This is a genomic window from Bacillus thermozeamaize (genome assembly GCA_002159075.1).
GTDB classification, from domain to species: domain Bacteria; phylum Bacillota; class Bacilli; order ZCTH02-B2; family ZCTH02-B2; genus Bacillus_BB; species Bacillus_BB thermozeamaize.
Window position 1 is genome coordinate 33,045 of record LZRT01000075.1, and the last position, 17,149, is coordinate 50,193.

General features: G+C 53.8%; 15 protein-coding genes. 3 read left to right on the forward strand and 12 right to left on the reverse strand.

From position 1 onward, the window contains the following. Nucleotides 1–70: 70 nt before the first annotated feature. From BAA01_12615 to BAA01_12635, 5 genes are all read right to left on the reverse strand, one after another. Nucleotides 71–502 carry a transcriptional repressor gene (locus BAA01_12615; GenBank protein ID OUM87489.1) on the reverse strand — a complete coding sequence of 144 codons (432 nt, stop codon included), beginning with the start codon at nucleotides 500–502 and terminating at the stop codon, nucleotides 71–73. A gap of 108 nt (nucleotides 503–610) precedes the next feature. Next, the gene (locus BAA01_12620; protein OUM87446.1) at nucleotides 611–1,435 is read right to left on the reverse strand and encodes a metal ABC transporter permease; all 825 of its coding nucleotides are present in this window, start codon (nucleotides 1,433–1,435) and stop codon (nucleotides 611–613) included. Continuing rightward, nucleotides 1,428–2,126, reverse strand: a complete 699-nt coding sequence (locus tag BAA01_12625) for a hypothetical protein (GenBank protein OUM87447.1) — start codon at nucleotides 2,124–2,126, stop codon at nucleotides 1,428–1,430. Before BAA01_12625 ends, BAA01_12620 begins: the two co-directional genes overlap by 8 nt. 65 nt (nucleotides 2,127–2,191) lie before the next feature. Continuing rightward, complete coding sequence (locus tag BAA01_12630; GenBank protein OUM87490.1) at nucleotides 2,192–3,253, reverse strand: hypothetical protein; 1,062 nt, start codon at nucleotides 3,251–3,253, stop codon at nucleotides 2,192–2,194. Nucleotides 3,254–3,459: 206 nt separating this feature from the next. Continuing rightward, the gene (locus BAA01_12635; protein OUM87491.1) at nucleotides 3,460–4,392 is read right to left on the reverse strand and encodes a hypothetical protein; all 933 of its coding nucleotides are present in this window, start codon (nucleotides 4,390–4,392) and stop codon (nucleotides 3,460–3,462) included. A gap of 562 nt (nucleotides 4,393–4,954) precedes the next feature. Here BAA01_12635 and BAA01_12640 point away from each other — a divergent pair. From BAA01_12640 to BAA01_12650, 3 genes are all read left to right on the forward strand, one after another. Continuing rightward, the gene (locus BAA01_12640) at nucleotides 4,955–5,443 is read left to right on the forward strand and encodes a hypothetical protein (protein OUM87448.1); all 489 of its coding nucleotides are present in this window, start codon (nucleotides 4,955–4,957) and stop codon (nucleotides 5,441–5,443) included. 7 nt (nucleotides 5,444–5,450) lie between these two features. Next, nucleotides 5,451–6,695: a hypothetical protein gene (locus BAA01_12645; GenBank protein ID OUM87449.1), complete on the forward strand. Its 1,245-nt coding sequence runs from the start codon at nucleotides 5,451–5,453 to the stop codon at nucleotides 6,693–6,695. A gap of 61 nt (nucleotides 6,696–6,756) precedes the next feature. Beyond that, entirely contained in the window at nucleotides 6,757–7,068 is a 312-nt protein-coding gene (locus tag BAA01_12650) for a hypothetical protein (protein OUM87450.1), read from the forward strand. 4 nt (nucleotides 7,069–7,072) lie between these two features. Here BAA01_12650 and BAA01_12655 read toward each other — a convergent pair whose 3' ends face one another. The 7 genes from BAA01_12655 to BAA01_12685 all read right to left on the reverse strand — a co-directional run bounded on the left by BAA01_12655 (nucleotide 7,073) and on the right by BAA01_12685 (nucleotide 17,122). Then, on the reverse strand, nucleotides 7,073–8,623 hold the full coding sequence (locus BAA01_12655; protein ID OUM87451.1) for a TIGR02679 family protein: 1,551 nt from the start codon (nucleotides 8,621–8,623) through the stop codon (nucleotides 7,073–7,075). Then, entirely contained in the window at nucleotides 8,620–12,705 is a 4,086-nt protein-coding gene (locus BAA01_12660) for a TIGR02680 family protein (GenBank protein ID OUM87452.1), read from the reverse strand. The genes BAA01_12655 and BAA01_12660 overlap by 4 nt, the downstream gene beginning before the upstream one ends. Continuing rightward, nucleotides 12,702–13,883, reverse strand: a complete 1,182-nt coding sequence (locus BAA01_12665; protein OUM87492.1) for a TIGR02678 family protein — start codon at nucleotides 13,881–13,883, stop codon at nucleotides 12,702–12,704. The genes BAA01_12660 and BAA01_12665 overlap by 4 nt, the downstream gene beginning before the upstream one ends. A gap of 23 nt (nucleotides 13,884–13,906) precedes the next feature. Beyond that, nucleotides 13,907–15,436, reverse strand: coding sequence for a TIGR02677 family protein (locus BAA01_12670; protein OUM87453.1), 1,530 nt, complete (start codon nucleotides 15,434–15,436; stop codon nucleotides 13,907–13,909). Between the two features lie 101 nt (nucleotides 15,437–15,537). After that, complete coding sequence (locus BAA01_12675) at nucleotides 15,538–15,759, reverse strand: hypothetical protein (GenBank protein ID OUM87493.1); 222 nt, start codon at nucleotides 15,757–15,759, stop codon at nucleotides 15,538–15,540. A gap of 59 nt (nucleotides 15,760–15,818) precedes the next feature. Beyond that, nucleotides 15,819–16,583 carry a hypothetical protein gene (locus tag BAA01_12680; GenBank protein ID OUM87454.1) on the reverse strand — a complete coding sequence of 255 codons (765 nt, stop codon included), beginning with the start codon at nucleotides 16,581–16,583 and terminating at the stop codon, nucleotides 15,819–15,821. Beyond that, complete coding sequence (locus BAA01_12685) at nucleotides 16,580–17,122, reverse strand: hypothetical protein (protein ID OUM87455.1); 543 nt, start codon at nucleotides 17,120–17,122, stop codon at nucleotides 16,580–16,582. Before BAA01_12685 ends, BAA01_12680 begins: the two co-directional genes overlap by 4 nt. Between the last annotated feature and the right edge of the window lie 27 nt (nucleotides 17,123–17,149).

Consider the following 17,149-nt stretch of genomic DNA (forward strand, 5'->3'; position numbering starts at 1 on the left):
GGAAACATCCCACCTATCAAAGGTCTTCACGGCAAGCGCGAAAGCGGCAAAGCACCGCAAAGAAAAAGGCTCAGCGGCTGTCCGAAACCTCCGCGCACGCTTGACAGTTGCCGTAGACTTCAAATTTGTGACTGGTTACTTCATACCCCGGCGGCAAACACAAGTTTTCGAACGCTGGGCATCCCTCAATCGGTTCCGTTTTGCCGCAACCCAGGCAAATGAAGTGATGATGGTGTTCGCCCGTACGGAAGCAGGAAAAACGGTAATAGCGCTCTCCTCTAATCTCCGTCTCTTCCACCAGGTGCAGCTCCTTAAACAGGGCCAAATTGCGATAGATGGTGTCAAAGCTGATCCCGGGATAGTTCTCCTGCAGTTGTTCCATGATCTCCTTTGCAGAGAGAAACCGGTCTTCCGAGGCCAGAAGCTCGATCATCTCTTTTCGCTTGCCCGTATATTTGTAGCCCTTGTTTTTCAGACGCTGGAGCGCCATCTCTACGGTCATGCCACCCACAGCTTTTCCCGTTCCTTTCATAAAAAGTGTGCTCAAATGATCAATCACTGTACCTGCATTTATTATAGACAAAAGCATCCCCCAACGCATCCGAAACGGTCATGTTGGCGAGGAAAACCGTCTGGCTGCAAGCCGCTTGGCGCCCGACACGACAGCCAACATGAATACAAGCAACAGGACAACGCTTCCGCCCGGTGCAAGCCCCAGGTAGTAAGAAAGAAGCAAGCCGGTCATCATGGCCACAAGGGAAATGCCGGTTGCAAGCCATGCCGTTTGCCAAAACCCGCGTGCGAGATACATGCTGATGGCCACGGGCAAGACAAGCAGGGAAGAGATGAGCAGGACGCCGACAATCCGGATGGATGCGGCAATGACGAGCGCCGTCAGAATGGCAAATAAGCGGTTCAGGCGACGGACCGGCACCTGATTCAGTCTCGCATGTTCCTCATCAAACACCATCGAAAAAAGAGCTGGAGAGTACACGCCGACAAAAACGCCAGTTGCCGCAGCGAGCCCTGCGAGCAACCAGACATCAGCGGCATCCGTCACGATAATGCTGCCGAACAGATAACTGAAGATGTCCAGATGATACCCTTTTCCCAATCCGATGAGCACCACCGCCAGTGCCAGGCCGGTGGAGAGCAGGACAGACAGTCCCAGCTCAGGATAGCCTGAATACAGGCGCCGCAAGCGCTCCATGAGCATCGTGCCAATCAGTGCAAACAACAATGCAAAAAAGCTCGGGGAAAACCCGAGCAAGAGCCCCGCCGCCACACCGGCCATGGAAACGTGGGACAAGGTGTCGGCGGTCAGCGCCTGCCGGCGCAACACAAGAAACGTCCCTAACCACGGCAGGCATACCGAAAGGAGCACCCCGGCCACCAATGCCCGCACCATAAATCCGTATTGCAACCAATCAAACATGGCTCTCCCTCCTGATCACAGGAGCCTTGGCGATCAGTTCCACCCTTCCTGCGTGGACTTGAAAGATGGCATCGGCCATCCGGCGATGAATTGCGCTATCATGATCGACCAAGACAATCGTCATCCCCTCGTGGTGCAGCCGCTTCAAGTGAGTAAAAAAACGCTCTCTTGCCGGCCCATCCAGCCCCACCGCCGGTTCATCCAACACCAGGACAGCCGGCTCAGCCGCCAATGTCCGCGCCAGCAAAACCCGCTGTTGCTGCCCGCCGGAAAGCTCTCCCAGACGAAACTGCCCAAACGCCTCCATTTCCACCAGCTCCAAAGCGTGGCGAACCTTCTCTTCCGCCCGCCGCCGCTCCGCTCTCCCCCAAAAAAGATGCCGTTGTTTCAGGCCGCTTCGCACCACCTCTTCCACCGTTGCGGGAAATTGACGGTTGAAATGGCGTGCCTGTTGAGACAAAAAGGCCGCCTGGAGGAATTCTCCCGGCTTGCGAAGCGGCTTTCCACAGATCAGTACCTGTCCCGAGGTGGGGACCAAAAGGCCGAGCATCAGCCTCAGGAGAGTGGATTTCCCCGATCCGTTTTCGCCCTGAATGCCAATCCATTGCCCTTGTGCAATGGTCATGTTGACCCGATGGAGAAGTTCAGGCTGGCCAGGGTAGCGATAGGAGACATCTTGCAGCCGGATCATGTTCGTCCTCCCTCCCCCGTTGTATCCGTATCCGGCATCTTGGACATGCGATGTTCCTGCCGGTGCTAGTCATTCAATGCCGTGAGCAGGTGCTGCAGATTTTTTCGCATCAACGAAAGGTAGGTTTCCCCCTTTTTCGATTCTTCCTCCGTCAGACCTTCTATCGGATTCAGGGGCAGGGTTTGGGCCCCCACTTCCTTCGCCAACACCTCGGCCACTTTTGGATTGACCAACGATTCAAAAAAGATTACTTTCACCTGGTGTTCCTGGGCAAAACGGGCCAACTCCGCCATCGCCTCAGGCGTGGGTTCCGCCTCAGGCGACAAACCGAGAATCGGTTTTTGCTCAAGGTTGTACCGTGCCGCCAAGTACCCGAAGGCAGCATGCGAGGTAATGAACGTGCGCCGTTTGAGCTTGCCAAGCGCTTGCGCATACTCTTGATGCAAGGTCTCAAGTTCCTGCAGATAAGCTTCTGCTCTCTGCCGGTATTTCTCCCCATGGACCGGATCGGCCTGTTGAAAACCCTGCAAAATATTTTTGACCATCTGCTGGGCATGCACCGGATCGAGCCAGATATGCGGATCAGCCAGTGCATCCCCATGCTCACTTTCTGCCACTTGGGGATTTTCTGCATCTTCGTGGTGAGAATGACTTTCGTGCTCATGTCCATCGTCAGCATGTGCTTCCGGTGCATGTCCATGGTTGTGATGATGACCGCCTTTCATCAGCGGCACGTCTTTGCTGGCATTGACAACCGTGAGGTGATCATTCCCAACAGCCTGAAGAATCTGCTCCACCCATGGCTCAAAACCAGCTCCGTTATAGATGAACAAGTCCGCCTCTTTGATCTTTTTCAGGGCAGACGGATCCGGTTCCCAGTCATGCGGCTCCACTCCCTGCGGGATGAGCACCTCAACGTCCGCATCCTCTCCACCCACCTGTGTCGCAAAATCATAAACAGGATAAAAACTGGCCACCACGCGCAGTTTCCCAGGGCGATTGTTGTTCGCTCCCTGCATCTCCTCTTCCTTCTGGGACACCACCTCATCCCCTGCTCCGCAACCAGCCAAAACCAACACAAAAAAGAGACATGCACCTAAAAACAGCAGACGATGCCAATTCTTCATGCGCTTCATCTCTCGCTTCTCCTCCTTCCACATGTGTGGGCAATGGTATCAGACCTTTAATTCGTAATCATTACGATTTAATCGCGAAAAATATAAATCGTAATCATTACGATTATGAACTCTTTCTTTTCATTTGTCAAACGTCAAACATGAATAACGCCATCACCCCACTGGATGATGGCTGTCAATCGTTTCACCGGTTTCGCTCAATCGTACTGGGGAACCAATTTCTTCCGGCGGTTGACGATTTTATCTGCTCCCATCGCTGCGATCGCGCCGTCCGCGGCTGAGATGACCGCTTGCTTGATCGGGGTACGACGTGCGTCACCGCCGGCAAATACGCCCTCGACACTGGTCCGGAGGTACTCATCCACCACGACATATCCCTCTCCATCCAGTTCCACCTGCCCACGCAAAAAGTCGGTACTGGGACGCGTTCCGGAGAGGTAAATAAACACGCCGTCCACATTCACAACCTTTTCCGATCCTGACGCATCCCGCACGCGGATCGCTTCCACGCTCTGGCCGCCGACAATCTCGCGCACGCGATGTTCAAAGTAAATCTCCACATTTTCCCTCTCTTTCAGTTCATCCAGCGTCGCTTCGCCTTTCAGCTCCTTCACCGGTATCAGGAAAAGAACCTTGTCGGCAAAACGGCTCAACGTCTCCGCTTCGTACACGGCCTCCTCATTGTCACCAACCACGGCCACCGTTTTTCCTTCAAAGAAGGCGGCGTCGCAGGTGGAGCAATAGCTGACGCCACGGCCCTGGAATTCCTCTTCCCCCTTGATCTTGTTGGTACGCCCCTTCGCCCCGACAGCGATAAACACGGTTTTCGCCCTGACTACCCCCTCCGGCAGGATGATCTCTTTGATCTCGCCGCTGAAATTCACCTTCTGCACGGAAGAACGGACGAAGGTGGCGCCAAACGCTTTGGCCTGTTTCTGCATCCGCAGGAGCAGTTCGTAGCCGGTCAGTGCCTCCGGTACGCCCGGATAGTTGGCGATTTTATGCGTCAGAGCCAAGGTGCCTGCTGCGGGTGCCTTGTCAATCACCAGCGTGTTCAGTTTCGCTCTTGCAGCGTAAACGGCTGCCGAGGCGCCCGCCGGCCCCCCGCCGATGCAAACCAGATCGTAGATCTGCGAGAGAATCTCGGAATTGACAGGGACAAACAGCTGGTCCTGTTCCTTGGTGTCAGGCGCCGCCTCTTCCGGCTTGTCCGAAATCCCCAGGTGCCGTTTCATGGCGTTGGGACGGTAACCGATAAACGGTTTGTCATCAATGAAAACGACGGGTGTAGAAAAGATCCCTTTTTCATGCAGGTCATTGAAGTAATCCGGGTTCTCCGTCACATTGCGCTCTTCATAGGTAAAACCCCACTCCTGAAATTCCTTTTTCATCTTTTCGCAATATGGACAACCGGTGCTGCTGTACAAGACAATCTTCGGCATGGTGTATCACCCTTATTTAGAATTATTATCAACTAATTATTACTATACACAACGAGAATGGACATTGCAACCAATTTTAGATTGTCCAACCTTCCCCGACCTGATAAGTTGGACTCAAGCAAATGCGCCTCCGATTGAGACCACCCATGCTATCGCGCATTCCTTGCCACTTATTTTTTTAAAGATGCCTGTAACTTTTTTCTCATTAACCCGTGTATTTACATGAAGAGGTTTTTGAAGGAGAGTATCCATGCCCCGCGCCTCGTTGGACCGTTTGTATTGCGACTACCTGCCAGACATCTACCGTTACTTGCTTTCTCTATGTCACGATCATCATCTGGCGGAAGATCTGACACAGGAAACCTTTTTTCGCGCCTACCTCCACTTTGAGGAGATTCAGCCAGGATCACTCAAGCCATGGTTATTCCGCGTCGCCCATCATGCTTACATCGATCACTGGCGCAAGCATCGGCGGCAAATGCCGGTGCCTCATGAAACCCTCTCAGAATCGCCCGTCCCGGAACGGCTCGAGGATAGGATCCTCCTTCAGGATGAAGTAAAGCAAGTGATGAAAAGCATCGCCGCCCTGCCGGAAAAGCAAAAGCAGGCCATCTTGCTGCACGATGTACATCAATTCTCGTATCAAGAATCCTCCGAAATCATGGGGGTCAGCCTTTCTCACTTCAAGGTGCTGTTATTCCGGGCACGCCAGAAGATCCGAAAGTTGCACAAGGGGTGAACCGCATATGACAGAGGAATGGAAAAAAAGGTGGAGAGCCTATGTTGAAGACCGATTGACGGATGAGGAAAAAGAACAGGTAGAGGAAGAACTGGCAAAACTGGAAGCTTATCAGGAATTTCTGGAGGAAGAATTGGAGAAAGGGCTAAACGCAAAGTTGAATAAAAAATCGCATCGCAATAGCAAGTCTTCAGCAAAAAGCGACCCCGCAAGCATGAAACTTTCAAACGCCCTCCTTCGCTGGGCAAAGTGGAAAGCGCGGCTGCAAAACACGGTCACGGCGCTTGCCATTTTCTTTCTCCTCATGATATTCGGATCTATTCTCACCGGGGCGTTTTATTCATGGGGTGAACCTAACCGTATGGAAATTTATCAAGATGTCATCCGTTCCACAGTGGCCGTCACAGAACCCAATATCCAATTCAGCAGCAGCGGCATGAATACAACCCCGTGGTTTACCATGCGGATAAATGCTCAGTTGGAAAAACAAATCGGCGACAAGCTCGAACTGGTGGGTGAAATGTCTTCCTCTTTTCTCTTCAACAGAATGTCTTCACCTGAGAGAAAGTGGTTGATTTATACACCGCGAAACTATCCCCTTTTTTACCATCCGGAAGATAACCTGGGCGATCCATTTACTAAATCCACATGGAACAGCCTGGAGAAGTTGCCGGAAGGCACTGTGTCAGAGTTATATCTGTCCTTAGATCACTTCTATTCAACGGCAGAAGTGCTGTCTCTTCTGGAAGGAAAAAACCTCCAACCTTTGTGGTTTGCGGTGGATACGGGCATGGAGGAGCCATATAGAACCGGTGATTACAGACCCGTCGATGTACCGTTTGGATTTCCATTTTTTCCAATGTGGCATCACGACGACATGAAACTTGATGAGTTAACAGTAGAAAGAAAATCTTTCTTTTCCACGGTCACTATTGAATCTCGAGGATCTCCTCCCATTGAGGCTTATGGCAGCGCCGAGGTGCGGGAGGAAAATTTCATCAAAACCCTGCAACTTTTAACCAAATATGAAAACATTGCAAAAGGGGTATCACGATACCATGACTTACATCTCAGCGAACGGCTGGCATACATTCAGGAAAAGGGGGTAAGGATCTACGGCGTTGTCGTGACCGGACCGACTAAAGAGCTGTTGAAACTGAAAGAAGAGCCATGGGTCAGAAGGGCAGTATTGGGAGAAGTGCGTTTGTGGAGCTGGTCGGAAGAAATGAATTCCACCTCACCTGAATTGTGAGGTGGAAACATTTAATCACCTCATATGCCGTGTCTTCAAAAATCATGAAGGAGGGGTCATAATGGACGTTTTCAACAAGGATTGCCAATATGTTCAGAGGTTATGCCATTTGCCATGGTCGATAGCCTATTGGGTAAAGATCCACAGTGATCGCAGCGTTTTCTGGTCTCATCTCCCTTCTCATCCACATGTCGATCAGCCGCAAGCGGGAATACATACAGACGCTGGCGCTGTGAGCATCTGCGGCTACGCGAAAAGTTCACGAATTGGCAATGAGATAATCGGATTTTACATCCACAATCCATTAAGCAGCCTCTTTGCCACTCACCCGCCGATTGAGAAGCGGATTGAAATTCTGGAACGAATGTGTTGAAATATTAACGTTTTTCCGGCAGCACATCTCTGATCAAATCTGACACGATCTGCTCCTGATACAAACAACCACCATCCACAATCTTCTCTGGCAGTTTCTCATCCCATGGGACGATGAGCGAACGCAACGATTGTTGATGAGGCAAAGGAACGGGGCATTTTTGCACATCGCTGTACCGGCTATACGTTACACTATCGAAACGCCATGGACGAAAAGAACGGGGAAACATCCGCTGGAGGCGACAAGCGATTTCCAACCCTTTCCAATCAAAATCGCCATTGTAATAAAACATTCCCCCCTGTTCTTCCCACTGTTCCAAGAAGCGGATCGCAGCCACACTGGGCTGGCCGCTCAGTAAGACCAGTTGTGGGACGGGCAATGTCCTGTGTACCTCCCAGGCGTCGATAATAGCGCTAAAAACAGACGGGTTTTCCATCACGTAGAGCGGATTCCGGCAATCCCATTCCCAATCTTGCTCTAAATGGCGCAACGTCAACACGACAAGATGGCCAAATTCTCGTGCTGTATAGCCATATACTTGCGCCGTTTTCCCTTCATGAACGTCGGATGTTTGATCATCCGCAATTTTCCGTAACGAAAGGCCAAACGTCGCCACCATAGATGAAATGTCGTCGTCCAAAAGCCCAACCCGCCGAAACAAGCAGCGGCGGTATAAGGAGGCGCTGATCCTCTCCCAGTCATCGTCATCCGCGCCATCATCCGAATCGGTGTCACAAAGTGTTCCCTCTACTAATGTTTCCTCCACCAATGTTTCCTCTACCTCTAAAGGAAACGGAGTAGAGGATTCTTTTTCTACTCTGCTGCCTGACCCAGACACATCCCGCAGTCCGTTTTCCGCCTCCTCTCTTGTCGGTCGCGGAGGTTCTTGTTCCAAGATGGCTTTCAGTCCGGCTTGAAACAACTTGGCCAGGGGTTGTCCAGCATCAAGCGCGTGAGGGTCGCCGGTCAGTTCCGCTGCAAAGACCGGGGTCCGCCGTGCCGAGCCTGGGTCCTCAGGCAACCGCGCAAGGGCCTGTACGGCAAGCGTCAACGTGTTCAGTGCTTTACACTCATCCTCCTTGTACAAACGCCTGAACAGCTGACTGCCAGGGACTGTTCCAGACTTCAAGCCGTCAATCCAGGCGGCCACCTGCCGCTTCCGCTGCCAAGACATCCTCGGCTCCTCACTGGCAAGTGCCCGTTGCACCGCGCGAAAGCAAGCCTCCCAACGCGCTTGCCGTTCCCTCTCCTGTTCGGAACGGAGCACGAGGGGTTCTGCAAAATAACGCTCCAAAAACTCCGGCAACCGCAGCCCGACACGGCTGTTGTGCAAAATGCGGTCGAGTTCAGCCAAAGAGACAGTGACCGTCTTCATCCCCCGTAAATCACGGCCCAGCAAACCGGCCAGCACTTCCCGTTCCGCCTCGTCCCGCAAGGTGAGTTGCACCGTTCCTCCCACGCGTTCCAGTCGTTCATAACGCGCCCGCACTCGCCGGAATAACCGCTCATACACCGGGTGGGCGAACAACCGACGCCATTCCTCTGCCATCGTCACGCTTCGAGCAGCTCCTCTTTCCAGTCTTCTTGGCCGATCATCCGACGTCGTTTCCCATCCCAGTGAAAGCGGATGAGGGTGACAAAATCGGCATCCTGTGGTCGAAGCAGTTCGTAAATCGACAAATTCGGCACCGTGTCGTAACATCCCCACAACACTTGACTCGTCATCATGTAGTCAAAGCCCATATCCGTCAACAGCTCGAACATGTCACGCAAATTGGCTTCATCAACGCCGGCAAACGCTTCGTCAAGGCAGATGATTTTCGGGGATTGCTCACGCGAACTCATGTAGCGGGAATAGGTGGCGGCAAACAGCGGGATATACATCGCCATCGCCTTCTCACCGCCGCTCAGGACGTTAAAGCGGGCATCGGTCAACTCTTTCCAACTGTGCCCTCCCTTTTCATAGTACAGCGTAAAACGGAACCAATGGCGGTAATCGAGAATGCGGTAAATCCACTCCCTGAGGGTATCGCGCTCTTCCGCTTCCCGCCGCGCCCAATTGACGCGCGAACGAAAGTGCGTCACCATCCGTTCAAACTGCTCTTCCCGCAACAGGCCCGCATCGGTGCGCAACAACTTGACCAGTTCGGCCGTGTCCATCTCCTCCTCATTTTGCGCCGGACGTGGTTCCCACCGCAAACGCAACCGCAGGCCGCTCGACGTTTTCCGGCGTTTCATCAAGTCGTTCATCCGCTCTACCCATGCTTCCGCGCGGTAAATTTTCTCACGGATGGCCCGCCCCACGCTGTGAATGAGCACTTGCTCGTACAACTCCCGGTCTTTTTCCTTCAGCAGCAACTCTTGTTCGCGCTCCTGTTCGCTCAGTTCCAAAAGCAGCGACTCGGGTGATTGCGGATGCTGGCGGTCGCGGCAAAACTGGATGATGATCCGGTCGCCAAGCTCGGCTTCCGGTACATAATCGTGCAGCACTTGGCGTGTGCTGTTAAAGGCCTCCAACACCCGGTTGCTCAACTGTTCTTGCGTGAGATTGGCATACGCATCCCGCAATGCACGCGTCACCGTGCGGCAATGGGCGACGATCGCCTCCTGGTCGTCTGCCGGGAGATCCGCTTCCCGGAAGGCGCTGACCAACCCCCTCTTCCATTCCCTGACATAGCTTGCAATCACAACGGTTAATCGGTGCGCGGCCGCTTCTGCCTGCTCCCGTTGCTGCTGCGCCTGATTGGACGCTTCGCCCAATTGCCGCGCCAACTCGCGAAAGGCCCTTTCCCGCTTTTCTTTCGCAACGTGTATCTGCTGAATGGACTGACGCAGTTCAGCCAATCGCCTGTGAATATCGAGCAACCCCAACTCGTCCAACAACCGCTCCACCGTGCCGATTTCGTGACGGAGAACGTTCAGCTCCCCCTTCACCTCAAGCCAGTTTGCTTCGTCTTCTTCCAATTGCACGCGAAGCCGCTCCGCCTCATCGGCCGCTCGGCGCCATTTGTCCTGTTCGTTCCAATAGTCCTCCCAGGACCTTTGTAAACTTCCGAGCACACGCTCATAAAGCCGCACCTGTTCATGGACACGCTCCAATTCGTTCTCACGCGCCGGCAGCGAACGCTTTCGCACCTTCTCAAGCAGCTCGCTGCGCAGTTTCCGCAAGCCGTCGGCTGCCTGCTGGTATTTTTGGTCAGCGCGCCTGACGAGTTCCTGCGCATATGTCAGTTCCCGCCGCGCATCTTGCCACGCAAGCGCTTTGGCCTGCAGTTCATCGTCCGCCGGAAACGCTTCGCGCTCCTCATCCAGCCTTTGCCGCGCCTCTTTGCAGCGGGCGATCTGTTCCCGGCATTTTTGCAGCGCCTCTTGCTCCTCGGCCATCGCATCCTCGAGCCGTTTCATCTCCCGCATCCGCGTCTGCTCGCGCGTTTCCTTGCCGATATATTCCGCCCGTTCCTTGCTCCGGGCTTTTCCGTAAAGCGGCCCCAGACGAAACGCCCCGCTCGGATCGACAGCCACACCCGTCTCAGGCACCTCCTCCGTCCCCACGACAATCGTCCGCAAAACGTTGTCAATCTGTTCACTCGTCAGGTGACTGTCCTCCGGCGGGGTCGGATACAGCCAATCGGCCAACGTGTGCGCCAACCATTGCGGGTTCGGCACGAGCCATACATCTTCTTCGCCGTCACGCACGCTCAACGTACCCGCCGGCGACACCCAGGCATCGAGCAAGCCGGAGCGTTCCAGCAATTCTTCCAGCCTCGCCCGTTCCGCTTCCCCGACATGGTCATAAAAGGCGCAGACCGCATACAGCGGCGCTCCGCCTTCCCCTGCGGCTTGACGCCGGGCGCGCGACGTGCGGCGGGCTTCCGTCGCAGGCGGCTCCGGCTCTTTACGATCTCGCCAATCGAGCCATTCCGCCTGCAATTCGTCGTATTTTTCCCGGTGCCTCTTTTCGTTCTCTTCCAGCTGTGCCGCCTCTTGCAAGAGGCGGCGCAGTGCCTGTTCATACGCTTCGGCCAGCGGTTCGCGCACGCGTTCGTACGAAACGTCTGGAAATTGGCTTAAGCGATGCAACATCTCCTGAAATTGACGATCGGTCAGCGTCAATTCGTTGACCTGTTCCCGCCACTGAAACAATCGGTTCTGCTGGGTTTCCAGGCTGTCGTAAAGTTCCCGCTCTTTTTCCGTCACCAACCGCTCCTGTGCGTCCCGCTTGCGGCTCGTCTCACCCAGTTCGTATTCCAACTCCTTGACCGTTTCTTCCTGTCGCGACACTTCGCGGGCGAGGCGCAAGGCCGCTTTGACTTCCTGTTCATGTTCCTCGAGATCGTTTCGCCAAGCCGTCCAATTCACCTGCTCTCGCTCCGGGATGTCCTGTTCCCACAAGTCATGGTAACTGCTGCTATAAGGAAAAGCGATCGCATGCGCCAAATCGTTCAGTTCTTCGATGTCTTGCGTTTGTGCAAGAACCAAAGCTTCGCTTTGCCGTGCAGCCTGTGCTTGCAAGGATGTCCATTCTGCCAGGTGCTTCTCGTTATTCCCGCGCCGCCGTTCGATTTGCGCCAGCAAGCCTTCTTTACTCGCGTAATCAGATTTTAACCGTTCCAGCTCTTTTTCCTTGCCAATCGCCTCATGGTGGGTGAGAACATCCTGTTCTCGCTCCAGTTGCTGAAGCCGGATCCGTTCCCGTTCTTCCTCCTGCTCCAGTTCGGCCTTCTGTTGTTCGAGCGCCACAAGCCGCTCCTCTTGCTGCTCTCGCTCCAGCTCCTCTTTCTTCCACACCTTGTGTGCCTGTTCCACGGCTTGCGCTGCGACAAACAACTGATAGTCATTATACTTTTGGTATGCCTCAGCCAGTTTTTGCGCCTCTTTGCGGTGGACGCGCAATTCATCCAGACGGTCACTGATCTCGTCCATATCCTCCAACACTTCTGAGAGCGGGCGCAGATCGTTTTCTTCCAATGCTGGCAGAGCGGATGTCAAGATGTCGTAAATCGTGGTCGGCTTAAAATCTTTGGATAACTTCGGACTGCGCAACTGAATGAGCAAGTCGAGCAGTTCCTGATAAGCGGCCTCGTCTTCAAAACCAAACAACAATTGGTTGACCAAGCGCTTGTACTCTCCGGTGCTCGTCACGACACGGCCGCCGTCGCCGATCGCCTCCTCCAGTTGAGATCGCGACAGCGGCACTTTCACCTCTTCACTGCCACTGTAGTCGCGCCGATAGAGGAACAAGTCGACACCGATACGCCGGTTATCTTCCACGGAAAATCCCCAAAAACTCGCGGCGTGCGCTGTCTGGCGCGCCCTCAGCCCGATGCCGATAGTGAGAAAGCGTTCCGGCTCCGGCAACCGAAACTCCAGCCACAAATACGCGGTCCGCTCCTGATGCTCACCGTCTAGCAGCAAGTAATATTCGATTTTCCGGTCGCGCGACCCGAACGGATCCAACCGCCACGGCCGCTTGTCTCCGTCCAGCACGAGTGGAAGAAAACTTTGCATCGTCACAGACTTGCCCGAACCGTTACTGCCCCGCAAGATAAGGCGTCCGTCGGCAAAATAGAACTCCGCTTCATCGTAGTACCAAAAGTTCAAGACCCCTGCCCGATGAAGGTGCCAGCGATGGGTCATCCTGTTCCCTCCCGATCATCCTTGTCGTCCGAAACATTCGCTTCGTCTGGATACTCGCCGCACAGACGTCCGAACACCGGTTCAAGCCATAGTCCACCTTCCTGCGGGGCAGCCAGCTTCCACTCGATCAAGTGCTCAGCCACTTGGCGGGCCAGTTGGCTCGATGTCTGCTCCCGCAGCTGTTTGCTCCAAAAGGGAGCAAAGCGCTCTTTGAGATCGTACAGCAACTGTTCCAGCGCAGCCCAGCTGAGCGGCACCCGTCCCCCTTCGCGGACCGTCAGCGGATCGCCCGGCTCGACAAGTCGGCGCTGCACTTCCCTGGCCAGCAACAGGCAAACATCGGAGATGCCTTGCGGCGTCGGGAAAAGCGTCAGATCACCGCTCGCCTCTGGATACGTCACATACAGACCTTCCCGGTACCGCACCGCCTCCAATCCGATCTGGCGCAAATGGTCCATGATCGAACGCCGTTGTGTCAACACGTAACCCCGTTCTTCCTCAGTCCACTCTCTGTCCAGCACGACCGGCTCCTGCAACAGGCGGCGGTACACGCGATGCCGCAGTTGTTCCCGTCGTCCGGCCTCTGTTTCAGGATATTGCGCCTGTCCCAGCGCTTCCGGCCGGCGTTCCAGCGCCGTGATGTCATTCGTAAACCGTCGCACGACATACCGCGCAAGCGGTGAACATTCGTACAATACGTTTTGTTCACTGCTTTGGGCCCACGCATTCTCCTCCCCTTCCAAGACGATGAGCACCTGCAAGTCCCGCAGTTTTTTCAACGCCCGCGCCATCGAAAGGCGGTGATGGTAAATGCGCCAGTCCAATTCAACCTGTTGCATCAGCAAGGTTTCGCGCAACGTTTCGGCCAGTTCACTCAACAGAAACTGCTCGTGCTCTCCCTTTCCCTCCAAGTACCACAACGTATATACGAACAAGCCATAGTCGCGCGGGTGGGAAAAGGTGTCAAACCCCATCCAGTTGTACGCCTTCCCCGGCACCTTTTCCAACTTCACAAACGTCCGCGTCAACAGAAGGGGAAAACCCGCATATTCCTGAAACCAATCGCGCAGCCAATCGTAGTGGGCTTTCACCAGTTGGAACAATTCGGGATCCTGTTGTTTGGAAATCCACGGCCGGTTTAAAAGGGCTTGCGCGCACGTGCGGCGTTCTTCCCGAATGCGTTCTTCATGCTTGCTGCGGTTCAAAGGAGGACCACCTTCTCTGTTGCGTTATCGGCAGTTGGCTCGTCAGCATCAATTCCACGTGAAAAACGGAGCCGGTAATTGGGCATCTCCAGTTGGCCGTCATCCGTCACGACAACAGTCCGTTCATTGTCTGGCGGAACGGTAAGCTGAATGCGAATCCCTTCAGAGGTCAGGATGCTCCGGCTTGGACTGGCCAGACATTGTCCGAGCCAGACGAGCAGCTGGGAAAATACCACGCGGGAAAGGTGCGGCAATGCTTCCATCACCACTTCACCCCGTTCCAAAAACTGCTTCATCAACTGCTCTTCCTCACGGCGCCGCTCCAACCACTCGAGCCGTTTTTGCGCTTGCTCACCCCGCCTGCTCCTGACGGCGGACGTCGCATTTTCCCGCAGACGGCGCCGGCTTTTCGAGGTCAACGCGCGCACTTGCGGAGGCTCGTCCCACATCGAAGCGTCGGGTGATTCCGTCTCGCCTGGGTCGCTCCCTTGAAAGTGGCGCGTCTTGTACAAGCCGAAGGCATACGCCGCCAACTGGTGCGCCTCCTCGATATCCTTGAGCGAAAAAAACCAGCGCCCGAGATGCTCCAATTCCCGCTGGCGGCTGACACCGGAGCGCCTGCTCTCCTGGATGCGGAGCGCACTCCGGACGATTTTGGCAATCGTATTTTTGGTCGCCCGTTCAAAGCCACGCACTTCACTTTCCTGATTGCCCCTGCCCAAAAACCAGCCGGCAAACGATTCCCACGTCTCGCGCAAGCGTTCAAGACGTTCCTCTGCCGACTCTTGTTCATCCAGTTGGGGCTTGGCCGCCTCTTCCTGGCTGACCTGCCGGATGTACCGCTCCACGACGGTGGCATCCATGCCTTTGAGCAGCGCTTCAATGGTAAGGCTATACCGCTGCAGTCCTTGCATAAAGTTGCGCAAGTAGTGAGTGAGCGAGTCTTTGTAAATGAGAAACGATTCCGTCGCCATCAACTCTTCCACGCGGCTGCTCTCCAAGTGAGCGATGTAGTCAGCGGCACTTTCCGTCATCAGGCGAAATGTCGTCAACAGCTCTTCCCAGTGGGGCAGCGCCTTGCCCTGTGGAAAAGTCCCAGCCGCCTCTTTCAGTTCGGTGAGCAGCGCCGCGATCTTTTCCAGTCGCGTCGGCTCGAGCGACCCGCCGAAGCCGCGAATGTTCTCCAAGCCTGACACCATGCGTTCAATTTCCACCGCATACTTGGTCATCTGATACCGAAAAGACTTCCGGCGATACTCTTCAATGGTATTGACGCGCCTCCCGTCATGCTGGGCGGTGAGGTTTTTCCACGCCTCCAACTGTTCCAAATCCTGCTGGCACTGCTCAAGCGTGTAGTCGGTGAGGTATCCGCTGGCCTTCACCCCTTCAACGACCTCTTCCGGGGTGAGCCGGTAGCGCATGCGCTGGTGTTGTTCGTAAAAAAAGCGCATCACCGCCCGGTATCGTTCCACATTCTCGGCGGTGAGATAGCTTGCCTCGGTAATTGGACGCTTCAGATCGGCCATGTTCCCACTCCATGGTTCATTCTTTCTCCCAGTGTATCACAATCACGATTTCAGAAGTTCGATATCATCCTTAGCACCAGAAACTAAAGGGAATCTCGGGCTCAAGATACCACCACTTGGCTTACAAGTATGTTGCTTGTATCCGGAATCTCATCTTCAGTGAGTTCTTCCAGGCATAACTCAATAGCCTCTTTTATATTTTCCATCGCTTCTTTAAGCGTTTTTCCTTGTGAGTAACAACCTGACAGGACAGGGCATGTTACAGTAAAATATCCACTTTCATCCTGTTCGACGATAACAGGAAATGTTCTTGCCACACGAATCACCTCATTGGTTATTATACATCATCCGCTTTCATATTCTCGCCTGTTTTTAATATGGTTTAAAGAATTGAGGATTTTACAATCTCCATTAACTTCTCGTAGCTGTTCACAACGTCGTATTTTAGTCGGCCTGTGTTCAGTTTTGCAAAATGCCTGCGGGCACATTCGATCTTCGCCTTTTCTACCTCACGCAATTCCAATGACTCCATCGAACCTTTCGTCTCGGCGATGAAAAAGATGGTCTTGACCTCCCCTTCTTTGAACACGATAGCCCAATCGGGGTTGTAATTTCCCAACGGTGTGGGAATAAAGAAGCCGCGTGGCAATTTGGCCCGAATGATAAACTCTTCAGGGTTAATCCGAAATAAGTGAAAAGTAGACGATTTGATGCCGGTTAGGATTTTTACGATGGTTTTTCGTGTCAATCGCGTCTCGTCCATCAGCTTGCCGACCAGCTCGTACTTGATCTTCGAGGTTGCGGCCTGGTGAACATACTCCGTCTGCGTCTCCCGGGTAACAAACGCTTCACCCTGTTCCAGTTGTTCCTTGGACTCGATTTTATGCAATTCTCCATGCTTGATGGCGTAACGCACGGATGGCACGTGCAAGTTTTGATCCAAAGCATCAATGCATTTTCGGATGAGTTCTTCCGAATCAAACTGAACCGTGTACACCGTCTTTTTGTTGATCTGGTTCCACAGATCCTGAAACTCTTTCTTGTAAAAGTTTTGATTCGGCTTCAGTTGTTCAATATTTTTGCTCCGTTCATCCTCTGTCAAACCGGCCTTTCCGGCGACGTAAATCGTCTTCACCAATTCGATCAACGCCTCTTGATAACGTCCAATTCCTCGGGAAGCACCACTTGTTGCTGTTCCACCGCCGTAAAGTACTGCTCCGTCAGTTGGTCATTGTCATCCACATAGCCCTGCCGGATAAAGGTTCGGTGGAGCTTTTTGGCCAAATTCTCGTCAATGCGCAATGATTCCCCGCGGGCATTGGTGAGAACTTTATCCAAGAAGAAATCCACGTCGGCTTTCCGCGGACGTTCGGACAGCGTTTCGGCGATTTCACTCTGCAGTTGCCTGGCAAACTGTTCATACGACTCGCTGGCGATCACGGTCAGGACGTTGATCTCATGCACATCGATACCAGGCACGCTCGCATCCATCCGTTCACCATGTTGGTTAACGCACAGCCGTAATCCCCTTCCCACCTCCTGCCGCTTCTTGATCGTGGAATCGCTGTGTTTTAAGGTACAAATTTGGAACACGTTCGGGTTGTCCCAGCCTTCCTTTAAGGCAGAATGGGAAAAAATGAACCGGGTCGGCTCCTCAAAGCTGAGCAAGCGTTCCTTGTCGCGCATGAATCAGATCATAGGCCGTGGATTTCT

Bases quoted from the DNA above. Each gene is read 5' to 3' on its own strand.
- BAA01_12615 (OUM87489.1), bottom strand. From the start codon at position 502: ATGACCGTAGAGATGGCGCTCCAGCGTCTGAAAAACAAGGGCTACAAA.
- BAA01_12620 (OUM87446.1), bottom strand. From the start codon at position 1,435: ATGTTTGATTGGTTGCAATACGGATTTATGGTGCGGGCATTGGTGGCC.
- BAA01_12625 (OUM87447.1), bottom strand. From the start codon at position 2,126: ATGATCCGGCTGCAAGATGTCTCCTATCGCTACCCTGGCCAGCCTGAA.
- BAA01_12630 (OUM87490.1), bottom strand. From the start codon at position 3,253: ATGAAGAATTGGCATCGTCTGCTGTTTTTAGGTGCATGTCTCTTTTTT.
- BAA01_12640 (OUM87448.1), top strand. From the start codon at position 4,955: ATGCCCCGCGCCTCGTTGGACCGTTTGTATTGCGACTACCTGCCAGAC.
- BAA01_12645 (OUM87449.1), top strand. From the start codon at position 5,451: ATGACAGAGGAATGGAAAAAAAGGTGGAGAGCCTATGTTGAAGACCGA.
- BAA01_12650 (OUM87450.1), top strand. From the start codon at position 6,757: ATGGACGTTTTCAACAAGGATTGCCAATATGTTCAGAGGTTATGCCAT.
- BAA01_12660 (OUM87452.1), bottom strand. From the start codon at position 12,705: ATGACCCATCGCTGGCACCTTCATCGGGCAGGGGTCTTGAACTTTTGG.
- BAA01_12670 (OUM87453.1), bottom strand. From the start codon at position 15,436: ATGGCCGATCTGAAGCGTCCAATTACCGAGGCAAGCTATCTCACCGCC.
- BAA01_12685 (OUM87455.1), bottom strand. From the start codon at position 17,122: ATGCGCGACAAGGAACGCTTGCTCAGCTTTGAGGAGCCGACCCGGTTC.